This is a genomic window from Vibrio proteolyticus NBRC 13287 (assembly GCF_000467125.1).
Classification (GTDB): domain Bacteria; phylum Pseudomonadota; class Gammaproteobacteria; order Enterobacterales; family Vibrionaceae; genus Vibrio; species Vibrio proteolyticus.
On record NZ_BATJ01000009.1, the window covers coordinates 80148 to 93575 of the forward strand.

Annotated in this window: 11 protein-coding genes and 1 other annotated feature; of the genes, 2 read left to right on the forward strand and 9 right to left on the reverse strand. The window is 51.8% G+C overall.

Going from position 1 to position 13428, the window contains the following annotated elements; genetic code table 11:
• Positions 1 to 49: 49 nt before the first annotated feature.
• Genes thrC through thrA form a run of 3 tightly spaced genes read right to left on the reverse strand, consistent with a single transcriptional unit; the run spans position 50 to position 4762 of the window.
• Entirely contained in the window at positions 50 to 1333 is a 1284-nt protein-coding gene (thrC, locus tag VPR01S_RS12330; protein WP_021705668.1) for a threonine synthase, read from the reverse strand.
• Complete coding sequence (gene thrB / locus VPR01S_RS12335) at positions 1330 to 2286, reverse strand: homoserine kinase (protein WP_021705669.1); 957 nt, start codon at positions 2284 to 2286, stop codon at positions 1330 to 1332. Before thrB ends, thrC begins: the two co-directional genes overlap by 4 nt.
• Positions 2287 to 2302: 16 nt before the next feature.
• On the reverse strand, positions 2303 to 4762 hold the full coding sequence (thrA, locus tag VPR01S_RS12340) for a bifunctional aspartate kinase/homoserine dehydrogenase I (protein WP_021705670.1): 2460 nt from the start codon (positions 4760 to 4762) through the stop codon (positions 2303 to 2305).
• A 31-nt stretch (positions 4763 to 4793) separates the two neighbouring features.
• Positions 4794 to 4912: a sequence feature (Thr leader region), on the reverse strand.
• A 293-nt stretch (positions 4913 to 5205) separates the two neighbouring features.
• Here thrA and VPR01S_RS12345 point away from each other — a divergent pair.
• Positions 5206 to 5673 (forward strand): hypothetical protein, encoded by a 468-nt coding sequence (locus VPR01S_RS12345; protein ID WP_021705671.1) that lies wholly within the window; start codon positions 5206 to 5208, stop codon positions 5671 to 5673.
• 8 nt (positions 5674 to 5681) lie between these two features.
• On the opposite strand, the gene VPR01S_RS12350 is transcribed toward VPR01S_RS12345, so the two are convergent.
• Both VPR01S_RS12350 and VPR01S_RS12355 read right to left on the reverse strand, forming a co-directional pair.
• Complete coding sequence (locus VPR01S_RS12350) at positions 5682 to 6164, reverse strand: putative 4-hydroxy-4-methyl-2-oxoglutarate aldolase (protein WP_021705672.1); 483 nt, start codon at positions 6162 to 6164, stop codon at positions 5682 to 5684.
• Between the two features lie 39 nt (positions 6165 to 6203).
• The gene (locus VPR01S_RS12355) at positions 6204 to 6605 is read right to left on the reverse strand and encodes a DUF3293 domain-containing protein (protein WP_021705673.1); all 402 of its coding nucleotides are present in this window, start codon (positions 6603 to 6605) and stop codon (positions 6204 to 6206) included.
• A 322-nt stretch (positions 6606 to 6927) separates the two neighbouring features.
• Here VPR01S_RS12355 and arcA point away from each other — a divergent pair, with 322 nt between their 5' ends.
• Positions 6928 to 7644 carry a two-component system response regulator ArcA gene (arcA, locus tag VPR01S_RS12360; RefSeq protein WP_021705674.1) on the forward strand — a complete coding sequence of 239 codons (717 nt, stop codon included), beginning with the start codon at positions 6928 to 6930 and terminating at the stop codon, positions 7642 to 7644.
• A 61-nt stretch (positions 7645 to 7705) separates the two neighbouring features.
• Here arcA and VPR01S_RS12365 read toward each other — a convergent pair whose 3' ends face one another.
• From VPR01S_RS12365 to mnmL, 4 genes are all read right to left on the reverse strand, one after another.
• Positions 7706 to 8152: a putative periplasmic lipoprotein gene (locus tag VPR01S_RS12365; RefSeq protein WP_021705675.1), complete on the reverse strand. Its 447-nt coding sequence runs from the start codon at positions 8150 to 8152 to the stop codon at positions 7706 to 7708.
• Positions 8149 to 10500, reverse strand: a complete 2352-nt coding sequence (gene arcB / locus VPR01S_RS12370; RefSeq protein ID WP_021705676.1) for an aerobic respiration two-component sensor histidine kinase ArcB — start codon at positions 10498 to 10500, stop codon at positions 8149 to 8151. Before arcB ends, VPR01S_RS12365 begins: the two co-directional genes overlap by 4 nt.
• 130 nt (positions 10501 to 10630) lie before the next feature.
• Positions 10631 to 12379, reverse strand: coding sequence for a diguanylate cyclase domain-containing protein (locus VPR01S_RS12375; RefSeq protein WP_021705677.1), 1749 nt, complete (start codon positions 12377 to 12379; stop codon positions 10631 to 10633).
• Between the two features lie 45 nt (positions 12380 to 12424).
• Positions 12425 to 13384: a tRNA modification radical SAM protein MnmL/YtqA gene (gene mnmL, locus VPR01S_RS12380; RefSeq protein ID WP_021705678.1), complete on the reverse strand. Its 960-nt coding sequence runs from the start codon at positions 13382 to 13384 to the stop codon at positions 12425 to 12427.
• Between the last annotated feature and the right edge of the window lie 44 nt (positions 13385 to 13428).

A 13428-nucleotide genomic window follows, 5' to 3' on the forward strand; every position in this document is an offset into this window, starting at 1 on the left:
GCAATAAAAAAGGTCGCCTGAGCGACCTTTTTATTGCCTTGAACGTGGATCAGTTCTGCACGCGACGTAAGACCGCTTTTAGCGCGTCAAAGTCGTTATCAAGATCTTCAGACAGCAGCGCCATGGCCGCGTGCTTAGCAAGCGGTGCGGGCAACTCCATGTCGGACGCGAGGATCTCATCGACCACTTCTTTGAATTTGGCGGGGTGCGCGGTACACAGGAACAGACCCGTTTCACCCGCTTGCAGTTGCTCGTCCAACACACGGTAGGCAATCGCACCGTGTGGCTCACATAAGTAGCCTTGCTCAAACAGCGTTTTCACCGACTCTGCACTCTGTGCATCAGATACTGCGCCTTTACCCAGCGTTTCCAGGCCCCACTCTTTCACCCGACACAACTCTTCAATACGCGGCCAGTTGTTTGGCTGGCTGACGTCCATCGCATTCGAGGTCGTCGCCACGGTCGGCTTCGGATCCCACTGACCGGTTTGCAGATAACGTGGCACGGTATCGTTCGCATTGGTCGCTGCAATGAAACGTTTGATCGGCAAACCCAGCGCTTTGGCTAGCAAACCGGCCGTCAGGTTACCAAAGTTACCGCTAGGTACCGACACCACCAGATTCTCACGTTCAGCTTTGCTCATCTGCGCCACCGCTTCAAAATAGTAACAAATCTGTGCCATCAAACGGCTGATGTTGATCGAGTTAGCGGAGTTCAGACCGATTTCTTCGCGCAGCTCTGCATCGTCAAACGCTTGCTTCACCAGGGCCTGGCAAGCATCGAAATCGCCGTCAATCGCGACGGTGTGGATGTTTTTCCCTAGCGTACAGAACAGTTTCTCCTGCAGCGGGCTGATTTTACCTTTCGGATACAGAATCACCACATTGATGTCTTCCATACCGTAAAATGCGTGCGCCACCGCAGCACCGGTGTCACCTGACGTCGCCGTCAGGATGGTGATCTTACCCCCATTGGACACCGCCGCCAGTGACTGCGCCATGAAGCGGCCGCCGAAGTCTTTAAACGCCAGTGTCGGACCGTGGAACAGCTCTAATGCGTACACACCGTCTTTGACCGCTTTGATCGGCGCCGGAAACTGAAATGCTGCGTCGACCATGGCATTGACCTGTTCTTCACTCAGCTCATCACCGATCAACGCCGACAGAATCTTGGTGCTGCGAGTGACAAAATCGTCCGCCAGCAGCGCATCAATATCGTCAAACTGAGGCAGTTGTGACGGGAAAAATAGCCCTTGATTACGGCCTAATCCTTGGCGAACGGCTTGGCCAAAGGAGACTTGTTCATCATTTTCTTTTATGTTGTAAAGCTTCATAGCTCACTTCCTGTTACTTTTGAGCCCTGCTTGTCGAGACGACAAATGTGGACGAATCCTTCTTCATTCTGTACGTAATGCTGTTCCAGCCAGCGGGCAACCCGTTCGGCGACGTCTTTCTCTTTGCAGATACTGAACAGGGTCGGACCACTGCCGGAAATACCAGTCGCCAGCGCACCAGCGGATGCCGCATATTGGCGCGCGTTGGCAAAGCCTGGCAGCAGTTTCTCACGATACGGTTCCGCGATCACGTCTTTGATCATCTTCGCGGCGAGCTCAGGCTGACCGGAATGGCAGGCATGAATGAACCCCGCCAGATGACGGCCGTGAGCGATGATATCCTGACGACGGTACTGAGACGGCAAGATCTCACGTGCCTCCGCGGTGGAAACCTTGATCCCCGGATAAGCCATCACCCAGTACCAGTCATCGAAACAGGGCACTGACTGACTGATGATCCCCAGCTCTTCCAACATCAGTTGCACACCACCCAGATAGCAAGGTGCGACGTTGTCGTAATGTACCCCGCCGGAAATCTGCCCTTCCATTTCGCCCATCAGCGCCAGCAGCTCGGTCTCATTGAGCGGCTCAGCGTGAAAGCGGTTTAGCGCATCCAGCGCCGCAACAATCGAGCAGGCACTCGACCCCAGCCCTGAACCGATTGGCATGTTCTTTTCCAGCGTCATGGCGACCGGTTTCAGGCTGACGCCTTTTTTATCCAGCTCACGAGCAAAGACTCGCCAGCAATCGTACACAATATTGTCTTTGGGGTTGTCCGGCAATTTCGCTACAAAGCGACCTGCGGTTTGCAGGCTGAATGCCTCTGAGCCTGCGCTGACAGCAACCCGGTCCCCGAGCAAGGTGCCATCTATCGGGGACACCGCGGCCCCCAACACATCAAATCCTACGCTGACGTTGCCGATTGAAGCCGGTGCGTAAACGACAACATCCATCTCACTACTCATTCCGTTAAACCCCTAATTTCCATCCCAACGTCCGCATTACGTCCGCAAATACCCCAGCCGCAGTGACCTCTGTACCGGCACCGTAACCTCGCAACACCAAAGGAATAGGGTTGTAGTAACGGCTGTAGAAGGCCAGCGCATTTTCACCATCTTTAATTTTGAACATAGGATCGTTATCATCGACCGCCGCCATACTGACGCGACACTGGCCGTTGCTGATTTCACCGACGTAACGCAATACTTTGCCATCAACTTTGGCTTTGGCCGACAAGTCACTGAAGTACGCATCCGCGTCGGGCAGACGAGCCATGAACTCGTCCACTGAACCGGAATCATCAAAACCCGGTGGCAGCGCCTGATCGACGATCACGTCTTCCAGCTCCAGAGCCATGCCCGCTTCACGTGCCAGGATCAGCAGTTTACGCGCGACATCCATACCCGACAAATCATCGCGGGGATCCGGCTCAGTAAAACCGTTGTCTTTGGCAATTTGCGTCGCCTGACTAAGCGTCATACCTTCATCCAGCTTACCAAAAATGTACGACAATGAGCCCGACAAAATGCCGCTAAAGCGTTCCAGTTCATCGCCGGCAGAAATCAGGTTTTGCAGGTTCTCAATCACAGGTAGCCCTGCTCCTACTGTCGTCTCATACATCAGCTTACGACGCGAGCTGCGTGCCACATCGCGTAACTGATGGTAGTAAGCCATGCTGGCGGTGTTGGCTTTTTTGTTGGGCGTCACCACGTGGAAACCGGCAGCAAGGAAATCTGTGTACTGGTTTGCAATCGCTTCACTTGACGTGCAGTCGACCAACACCGGGTTGATGATGTGATTACGCTGCACCAACGCAATCAGACGCGCCAGGCTGAACTCTTCTGTCGCGCTGTTCATCCGATCGCGCCAGTGCTCCAGCGGCAGCCCTTCGCTGTCGAGTAACAGCCCTTTGCTGTTGGCCAGACCACACACGCGAATGACGATGCCTTTCTCCTGCAGCTTGGCTTGTTGTCGCTCGATCTGATCCACCAGCTCGCCGCCCACGCCGCCAACGCCGACCACAAACACATCAAGGAAGTGTTTGGAGTTGAACAGGTTCTCGTGACACGCTTTGACCGCTTCCGAGATCTTATCTTCCGGGATCACGGCAGAAATGGCACGTTCCGACGATCCCTGGGCAATCGCTACGATGTTGACGTTGACTTCCGCCAGAGATGAGAAGAAACGAGAGGCAACGCCGCGAGACGTGCGCATTCCATCCCCGACCAGCGTGACAATGGATACGTTATCGATAAAGTCGACCGGCTCTAACAGGCCGTCTTTCAGCTCCAGCTCAAAAGCGTCGCTGAGCGCGCGCTGCGCCAGTTGCTTATCCTGCGCTTCAATACAAAAGCTGATGCTGTATTCAGACGAAGATTGGGTGATCAGCACAATCGACACACCGGCAGAGGACATGGCGCCAAACACACGACTGGCCATGCCGACCATGCCTTTCATGCCCGGACCAGAAACGTTGACCATGGTCAGGTCGTTCAAGGTGGTGATGCCTTTGATTGCCAGATTGTCTTCCCCGGTATCCTGGCCGATCAGCGTGCCGGCGCCCTGTGGGTTGAAACTGTTTTTGATCAGACAGGGAATATGGAACTGAGCAATCGGGGCAATGGTTTTCGGGTGCAGTACCGACGCGCCAAAGTAGGACAATTCCATCGCTTCCTGATAGCTGAGCGATTTCAGTAAGCGCGCGTCATCCACCAAACGGGGATCACAATTATAGACGCCATCTACGTCAGTCCAGATTTCGCAGCAGTCCGCACGCAGACACGCGGCCAATACCGCCGCCGAGTAATCCGACCCGTTGCGGCCCAGCGTCACCAGCTCACCTTTTTCATTTCCCGCGGTAAAACCCGGCATGATGTTAACGTGGCCTTGCGGCAAAGGCTGCTGACGGAAATTGTGAGTGGAGAGGTCGACATCCACCATGGCTTCCAGATGATCGCCACGCGCCAGCAGGTAGTGAACCGGGTCAATCAGGCTGGCTGGCTGACCTTTGGCTTCCAGTACCGCCTTCATCAGTTGAATGGAGACGCGTTCGCCTTTACTGATAATGCGCGCATTGACATTGTCCGGGCACATGCCCAGTAAACTGATGCCATGAACAAACTGGCGCAGCTGAGACAGTGAGGTTTTGACCTGATGATCAAATGCGTGGCCGTCCAACGCAGGCAGCACCTGCTTGATGTCCTGGAACAAATCGCGGAACGAATCTTCCAGCTCGGCAATCTGCAGATCCGCTTCACCGTTGCGCAACGCGCCCTCGATGACCGCGACCAGCTTGTTGGTGGTTTTTCCTGGCGCCGACAAAACGACGGCCACTTCTTCCTGTTGTGCATTGTTTGCGATGATGTCTGCAGCACGCAGAAAACGGTCAGCATCGGCTAATGATGAACCGCCAAACTTTAATACTCGCATCCCTTCCTCTCCAAATATTGAAAAATCGGTATAAAAAAAGGCCTGTATCTGGTGGGATACAGGCCTTTTTTTGAATTTCTTTCGCTCAGCAGCCTGCCCCAACATCGGTGGTGTCGGTAATAATAATGGTGGTGGTCATTACGGTATGGCTGTTGAGAATCATGGTTGAACGTCGTTATACATTGTTTATGTGTTTGCGTGTTTTTAGTCTTACCGCATTTAAACACCCTGAGTCAACTATAAGTTGCAATCTTTTCAGCCAAACCGAGCTTTTCCATTCTTTGCACTTGATCCAAATGTTATGCATTGGCGCTCGAATAATCACCAGCCAACGCATATAGTAATAACTATTCGCTATATGATTCTGAGTAGACGTTGAAGTAATTTATGCTTTAATTAGCTTTACGCAGTGGAACTAACAAATGAAAAGCAGGGAGAGCTTTATGAACAAGTGCATCATGATCATGCTGTTGTTTTTTAGTTCTTTCGTTGCAGCGACAGAGTTACCGCCACTTCCGTCGCAACTCAATCAATCCCCGCACCGCCTGTTTATTTCGACAGAAAAAGATCCGTCCGGTTTCGACAGCTGGACAATTGATAGCGGTTATTCCTATAACCTGTTTGATAAGATCGATCTGTACGTTGGTGCCCGCATCGATAACTCCAACGACATCAGTCAAAGCGGTTTTATGAGTGGGGTCAGTTATCAGTTTAACGATCGGGTATCGGTGAAAAGCACCCTGCATTCCCATAAGTTCAAGGAAGAAACCAACAGTCAGGTGATCGATACTCAGTTGTCCGCGGAAGTCTCCAGCCGAGTCAGGCTGACAGAAAACCTCGATTTGCACGCCACCGTTGATTATCAACAGTGGCAGCAAGGGGTCGAAGTCGGATTGGGTTTTCGCTTCTAATCACCAGATCAGACATCAAGTTTATCTTTCGACGTTAAAACTCCGTTCCAGTCGGCATAGATGTAATCCCCAGGCTGAATCATCTGATTTTGGATGGTTAACGTGACATTGATATCACCTGCACCACGTTTTTCCGTTTTGAACGGGTTGGCGCCTAACGCTTTCACGCCCAGTTCCATTTCCGCCAGCATCCCCACATCGCGCACCGCGCCATACACGATCACGCCTTCCCAGCCATTTTCGATCGCTTTGATGGCCAGTTGGTCACCCAAAAGTGCATGTTGGCAGGAGCCATGTCCGTCCACCACCAACACTTTGCCGTGCCCGTCCTGCTCAAGCATTTCTCGTACTTTCGAGTTATCGTGGTAGCAGCGAACCGTGGCAATTTCACCCCAAAAGGCGTGTCGACGCCCGTAATTTTGTAACGGTAGATGAATCAGTGTTACCTGTGATTCATATTTATCGCAGATATCGGGGGTTATGTCTTTCATTGTTTCCTCCATGACATTCTCGTATTCCTTGTACGGTTTTCACTCACAACAACGGCTTGTCAGTGCTCCTAAATGTTCCTTTTGCGTCCCCTGGCACGAGAACAACAGCAGCTCACCATCACGCACATAATAGATGGCATTCTGGGCAAATTCTCTTCCCAGAGAGAGCGCCTTGACCAGCGGCAGTGCTGCGGCGAAACTCTCCTCCGCCCAGCAAAACTGTGCGTCTCCGACCAACACCGACACCGACACCGACACGTATGAATAATGCCGAAGTCGGCGCTCTAACGCATTATTTTTTATACGGTTATATTCGTTTGACATCAGTTGGCTGCGCGGGTTCCATGCGGTAATGATCGCAAACTCCCGACACGTCAACTCTCGAGAAAAACGGAAAAAAGGCTCGCGATACGCTTGCCACATTTTGGTATCAATCTTCATATCTGTAGTAATTTTACATTCAAGTATTACTATTAATATTTGTTACATGTGAACTCTTGATATAAATCAACAAAGTGAATGGAATTAACATTCTGTCATTGTTAGCATGCTGTTAACATTATAGAATCCGCCTCAGAACAGTAGGATTACAACAAGGTTGGAGACCTTTTTTCAGGACGTGACACCACGGATGGCGGGCAACTGAAGGCTGTATTTTTTTAGAAGACTTTGGTTTATTATCGAAAGCAATTTACCTGTATGTCACTTTTTGCCTAGAATTTATTCTATTAGTACAATTTTTTCACAAATTTAGGTACCGCCAATGCAAACCCCGCAAATTCTTATCGTAGAAGATGAGCAAGTAACTCGTAACACTCTTAAGAGTATTTTTGAAGCAGAGGGATACGCTGTTTTTGAGGCCAGTGACGGTGAAGAGATGCACCAGGTGCTGTCTGATAATCAGGTGAACCTGGTGATCATGGACATCAACCTGCCTGGTAAAAATGGCCTGTTGTTGGCACGCGAACTGCGTGAACAAGCGAACATCGCCCTGATGTTCCTGACTGGCCGTGATAACGAAGTGGATAAAATCCTGGGCCTTGAAATTGGTGCCGACGATTACATTACCAAACCGTTCAATCCACGCGAGCTGACCATTCGTGCACGCAACCTGTTGAGCCGCTCGATGAGCGCCAATGCCACGCACGAAGAAAAGCGCAGTGTCGACAAATACAAGTTCAACGGTTGGGTACTGGATATCAACAGCCGCTCACTGGTTAGCCCAGATGGCGATGGCTACAAGCTGCCACGTTCTGAGTTCCGTGCTCTGCTGCACTTCTGCGAAAACCCGGGCAAAATTCAAACCCGTGCGGACCTGCTGAAGAAAATGACCGGACGTGAACTTAAGCCGCACGACCGGACCGTCGATGTGACCATCCGTCGTATCCGTAAACACTTTGAGTCGGTCTCTGGTACACCAGAAATTATTGCCACCATTCACGGTGAAGGCTACCGCTTCTGCGGCGACCTGGAAGAGTAATTCCCTTCCCTAACAACGACAAAGGCTTGCCAAATGGCAAGCCTTTTTGCTTCTTGGCGCATCAATACACCACATCAATTTTCACGTTTTTCTCGATCAGCCACTGCGTCTTTGCTCCTTCCGATAAACGCAATGCCACATCGACGCGCGCACGGTCATTGACGCCGACAGGCTCAGCAAACACCACTTCCCAACGGTTTTCACTTTGAGTCCGGACTTCCAGTTGCTTGGCATCGATCTGCCAGGTGTTGTCTCCTTGCTTGATGATCAGAACTTCGGCATCCAGATCCGCCGGCATAGACTGATCTGAGCTGAGGTACAACGCCCCGTGCAGCACCTGGTCAGTTTCTTCTTCCACTGTCGGCATTTTGTTCAGCCACAATGTGCTTTTGAGTGACACTGCAATATTGGCAATGGTCGCCACATTCGATTGCTCCCACGCTACTGGATGAGCGCTGCATCCCCACAACAACACGCTCGTCAGACAAGCCACGGCTAACTTTTTCATTTTTCTCCCCTCTGCTCTAACCAACTTCTTAGTATCTGGATATCGTTCAGATACTCATTTTTTATCTCTTCAACCCAGTCATCGATGTTTTCCCACCACGCAGGCATGTCTGGCGACTGCGCTTTCTGCGCGATACTCTGAATGTGTTTCAAACCGATAGAACCCGCTGCACCTTTAATTTTATGCGCTTCCGACACGATTCCGTCTTGATGCTTGGCCGTCATATTGGAGTCGAGTACTTCAATATACTCCGGCATCATGTTTTCAAACATATCGATGCTGTCGAGTACCGGTTGCGACCCAACAATATCAACATACGACTCCAACATATCCAGATCGAGTACCCGGCAGCACAAATCACTGCTCTCAGTCGTCTCCACTGTAACTTCAGGCGCCGATACCACCAATGCCGGCTCGTCTGAAGTGAATTTCGCGATCACTTCCTGAACAGCGGTTACCGACAACGGTTTACTGATGGCATCGTCCATGCCTTTTTGCAGGTACTCGGCTTTGTTTTTGAGTACATTCGCCGTCAAGGCCACCAGCGGCGGCAGATCTTTGTAAGTGTTACGGAAAAACGCTGCTACATCGAATCCGGTCATATCTGGTAACTGAATATCGAGGAACACCAGATCATAGAGTTCAGGATCAAACATCTCGATCGCTTCTTCCCCGGTCATCGCCACCGATACTTCGTGCCCCATACTCTCCAGTAACGAGCGCGCCACAGTAATGTTCAGTTCAATGTCTTCCACCATGAAGATGTTCAGCTCTTTGCGTTCGCTCTGCGCGCTTTGCTCCGGCAGCGAAATGTCCGCCAACGGTACACGGATCGTCACCGTAAATGTGCTACCAAAGCCTTCTTCACTGCTGACGTTGATGTCACCATCCATCATGTTAATCAGCTGTTTAGACACCGCCAGGCCAATCCCCGTCCCGACTGCGTGCAGATTGTCCTTGCCAGATTTCACCTGATAATACATGGCAAAAATCTTATCCAGCTCAGCTTCCGGAATGCCAATCCCGCTGTCTTCGACTTCCATGGTGATGTTGGCGTGCCCATTGTCTACGTCAGCACTGACCGTCATCACCACCCCGCCTTCTTTGGTGAACTTCATCGCGTTGCTGATCAAATTCCACAACACCTGGCGCAGACGGGTGGCGTCCACTTCGATCGCCGCCGGCAGTTCGCTGAGGCGTTCGAGATCAAACCTCAGCCCTTTTTGCTCAGCCATCAACGCCGAAATACTCTCCATTTCCACAACAAACTCTTCAAAGTTCAGCGGCGCCGGGTAGAGCTCCAATTTACGCCGATCGAACTTATCCATATCAATGATATCGTTGAAAATATTACCCAAGGTGATCGCACTGACGTTGATCGTCTGCATGTGGTTGCGCTGCTCCGGCGTGAGTGGCGTATCGAGCAGCATCCGGCTCAAGCCGACAATTCCGTTGAGCGGCGTGCGCAACTCATGACTGATGGTGGAGATAAAAGTGGTTTTATCCCGGCTGGCTTTTTCGAGTGACTCTTCATGACGCTTGCGCTCGGTGATATCACGTCCAAAACCCACCAGGCCAAGATGGCGGCCATCTTTGCTGTAAAACGGCACTTTTCGGATTTCAAAGTAGTTACGCCGGCCATCCGGATACTCGAGCCACTGCTCGTAAGTAATCGCACGGTTGTTGGCGAACACCTGCTGGTCGGTATCCACTATCGGCTGTGCCACCTCTTTGCGGTAGACATCCCAGGGCGTCAAACCAACCAGCTCACTTTCCCGCTTGCCGGTCAGCTCTTCCATCGCACGGTTGCAACCTGAGAAAATGCCTTCAGCATTACGGTAGTAAATCAAATCGGGGGAAGCATCGATGAAGGAACGCAGTAACGCGGTACGTTCTGCCAGCTCTAACTGAGTGCGCTCCCGCTGATAGACCTCATTTTCCAGATCTTTCATCGCTTCTTCACGCGCTTCTTCGGCTTTAATACGCTCTTCGATCTCCAGGTTCAACTTCGCAATGTTCTGCTGCAGCTTGTGGTTCAACTCCTGGTCACGTGAGCGCATGTCTTTTAACTTAGAGACCAGTTTAGACAGGCGCTGACGGGATTCTTCCAGTTGATCCACCACCACAGAAAGAAAGTACACCGCCCAGGGCGTGATCAACAGGCCGAAAAACACCGAGCGAACAATATCAATGTCGTCCACCCGGCCATTAAGGACCAAGGTGATCCCAACCTGCACCACCACCGCCAGTGCCACCAGCGCCAGTGCGAGTAATATAGAAAATCGGAGAATGCCCAGCTTGACCAAAAGATCAACATAATACTGAGCCAGATTCTTGATGGGTTTCATGCAATGCTCCATGCCACTTGACCGCCGGGGCGCCACTCAGAGAAAAGGCGAATTTGTCAGCGCGTTCCGGATAGAGTTAGTCTACTGATTTTGCTGACGTCAGGTAAGGGAAACCTGAAGGCTCAGCGCTTCAATGTTGAGATGTGTGATAAACGCAGGTTTGATTGCGTCCCTGCGCTTTGGCCTGATAGAGCGCACTGTCAGCCATGGCGATCAGATCCTCCGGGCGATCCTGCGGCGTCGGCAGGTACGATACCAGTCCGATACTGACGGTGACCTTTCCGGAGGTGGGGGAATCACTGTGCTCAATCGCCAACGCGGCAATTTCCGCATGGATCTTCTGGGCCACTTTCAGCGCGCCCTCTTGGGTGGTGTTGGGCAGTAAGAATCCAAACTCTTCCCCGCCGTATCGCGCAACGCAATCACTGCTGCGTGACAACACCCGGGCAAAGGCGCCAGCCACTTCCACCAAGGCATCGTCTCCTTGCTGATGTCCATAATGATCGTTGTAGCCTTTAAAGTCATCAATGTCGCACAGCATCACGGTCAGAGGCTGCTTTTCACGCACGTGCAGGTGCCATAAAGTGTTGAGCTGTTCATCGAATTTGCGCCGGTTGGCGATTTGGGTCAGGCTATCGACAAAGCTTAGTCGTGCCAGCTCCTGATTGGCCTCCGCCAGTTTCTGCTCAGCCAGATAGCGCTCTGAGACATCACGCGCCATGATCAGCACGCCATTAGTGCCCGACATCGGATCCTTGTACGGTGACTTCACCACGTCGTACCACGTGTAACCACCATCGGTACGCGCGACTCGGTCCAGCATCCGCAAGGATTTACCCTCTTCCATGACCTGACGATCCGATTCTTTAAATCGGCCATGAATGCCCTCCGGGACTACTTCATCCAACCTTTTCCCTAGCAGTTCATCCACCGACGACAATCCGAGTGCCTGAACAAACGGCTGGTTGCAGGCCTGATAGACCATATTTTCATTGAAGATACCGATGGCGTCCGGGCTCGATTCGAGAATGTTCTGCAAAATGGTGTCACGCTGAGCCAGCGCCACTTCGGTGTCCCGGCGCTTCTCCATCTCATCACGCAGGTTCTTTTGCATGTTGTGCCAGTCGGTCACATCATGACTGATGCCCAATACGCCAATCCGTTCGCCACGCGGCGACAACAGCAAGCTGAGGTGGGTTTCAAGCAGACAACTGCGCCCATCGGGAGTTACGGTCCAACGACGAACACTGGAACGACCTTTAATCGCTCCGTCAGAGGTGATGCCCCCCTCGCTTTCACGACCTTTCCAGAAACGTTCAAATGCCCGGTTGGCCGAAATCAGCTTACCCTGATTGTCTTTGACGAAGATCAGTTCCGACAGAGAATTCATCGCGCTGTTGGCGATCGACAAGGATTGCATTTCCTGCTGGCGATCCTTGTCGGTTTGACAATGAGGCGTCGCGTAGATCAACCACACGAATTTGCCACGGTAGAGCGTTTTGCTGCCACACAACGACACTTTCACTTTAGAATGGGATGATGTCGGCCAGAGCTCGCTATGGTCGCTGAAACGCCGAGAGCTGAATTGATTGAGCATCGACAGCAGATAGTGTTGTGAGACATCCGCAGGCAGGAAATAATGGTTGCCGACCAAGCGGATTCCCAACAGTTGCATGGCTGGTCGGTTGGACAACAATAACCGCCCGCTACTGGCGTCAATCAGCAACAATGCTGCAGGAGAATCCTGCAGTAAAGACTCAAGATGCTTTTGCGCCCGAGTGTAGATGTATGTCAGGATCAAAACACTCGCCAACAGCACGGCCAACCATGCGCCATGCTGTGAGATGAGATTCCAAAACCCGCTAAAGAGCTGTTCCATCTACCCTCGAATTAATCCTTTGGTTTACTAAAGATTAGAAAGATATCAGGTTCTTGTCTGTGGATCTGCACCAATTGATGGTTTTGTGTATATAAACGGCTGACCAAGCAATGATCCTTGTGCGCCGTCACGATCCAGCCGACGGCCAATTTCCGTCATCGCCAGCCAGCGATTCTCACACCACAACGGCGCCAGTAATGTCGGCCGCCGCGCCGCCGAGCTAACCCGGTGGAACACCACTTGAGGTGGTGTCATGCGTATCATGTCACAAGCAATATCAACATACGTTTCCAGGCTCAGGACAGGTAACCGCCCCGCTCGCCAGGCTTTCGCCATGGTGCTGCCCTCAACAATATGTAACCCGTGCAACTTAATCCCATCCGTACCAACGGCCAACACCTGACGCAGCGTGGCCAGATTGTCCGTTTTGTTCTCTTTTGGCAGCCCAACGATCAAATGAGTACAGACTTTGATCCCCAATGCACGCGCACGCTGGGCAATATCTGCGTAGCAGGCAAAATCATGCCCACGATTGATGCATTTGAGCGTGGCGTCGTTGGCGGTCTGCAACCCCAACTCCAGCCAGACTTCCCGCCCCTGAGAAACATATTCCGACAACAACGTCAGTACCACCTCCGGCACGCAGTCCGGCCGGGTCCCGACGCACAAGCCCACAATATCCGCTGCCTGTAACGCCTGTTCATACATCTTGCGCAGTGTCTGCACTTCCGCATAAGTGCTGGTGTAAGCCTGAAAATACGCCAGGTACTTTTTAGCTCGATTGACTTCACCCGCCCGCTCGGTTAACTGATCACCGATGCTTTTTTGCTGTGCCTGTTCATCAGCGAATGAGGCCACATTGCAAAACGTACACCCGCCTCGTCCAATCGTGCCATCCCGATTTGGACAGTTAAACCCGCCGTGCAACGTCAATTTGTGTACTTTCTCGCCATAGCGTCGGGTCAAATCCTGGCCAATCGTATTGACCAGTTCATGTAGCTGCATCGATTACCTCAAAGAAAACTGCGCTCACGCAATTACGTAATTTA

Excerpts from the sequence above, each read along its gene's own strand:
- thrC (WP_021705668.1), bottom strand. The coding sequence starts at position 1,333 with ATGAAGCTTTACAACATAAAAGAAAATGATGAACAAGTCTCCTTTGGC.
- thrB (WP_021705669.1), bottom strand. The coding sequence starts at position 2,286 with ATGGATGTTGTCGTTTACGCACCGGCTTCAATCGGCAACGTCAGCGTA.
- thrA (WP_021705670.1), bottom strand. The coding sequence starts at position 4,762 with ATGCGAGTATTAAAGTTTGGCGGTTCATCATTAGCCGATGCTGACCGT.
- VPR01S_RS12345 (WP_021705671.1), top strand. The coding sequence starts at position 5,206 with ATGAACAAGTGCATCATGATCATGCTGTTGTTTTTTAGTTCTTTCGTT.
- VPR01S_RS12350 (WP_021705672.1), bottom strand. The coding sequence starts at position 6,164 with ATGAAAGACATAACCCCCGATATCTGCGATAAATATGAATCACAGGTA.
- VPR01S_RS12355 (WP_021705673.1), bottom strand. The coding sequence starts at position 6,605 with ATGAAGATTGATACCAAAATGTGGCAAGCGTATCGCGAGCCTTTTTTC.
- arcA (WP_021705674.1), top strand. The coding sequence starts at position 6,928 with ATGCAAACCCCGCAAATTCTTATCGTAGAAGATGAGCAAGTAACTCGT.
- VPR01S_RS12365 (WP_021705675.1), bottom strand. The coding sequence starts at position 8,152 with ATGAAAAAGTTAGCCGTGGCTTGTCTGACGAGCGTGTTGTTGTGGGGA.
- arcB (WP_021705676.1), bottom strand. The coding sequence starts at position 10,500 with ATGAAACCCATCAAGAATCTGGCTCAGTATTATGTTGATCTTTTGGTC.
- VPR01S_RS12375 (WP_021705677.1), bottom strand. The coding sequence starts at position 12,379 with ATGGAACAGCTCTTTAGCGGGTTTTGGAATCTCATCTCACAGCATGGC.
- mnmL (WP_021705678.1), bottom strand. The coding sequence starts at position 13,384 with ATGCAGCTACATGAACTGGTCAATACGATTGGCCAGGATTTGACCCGA.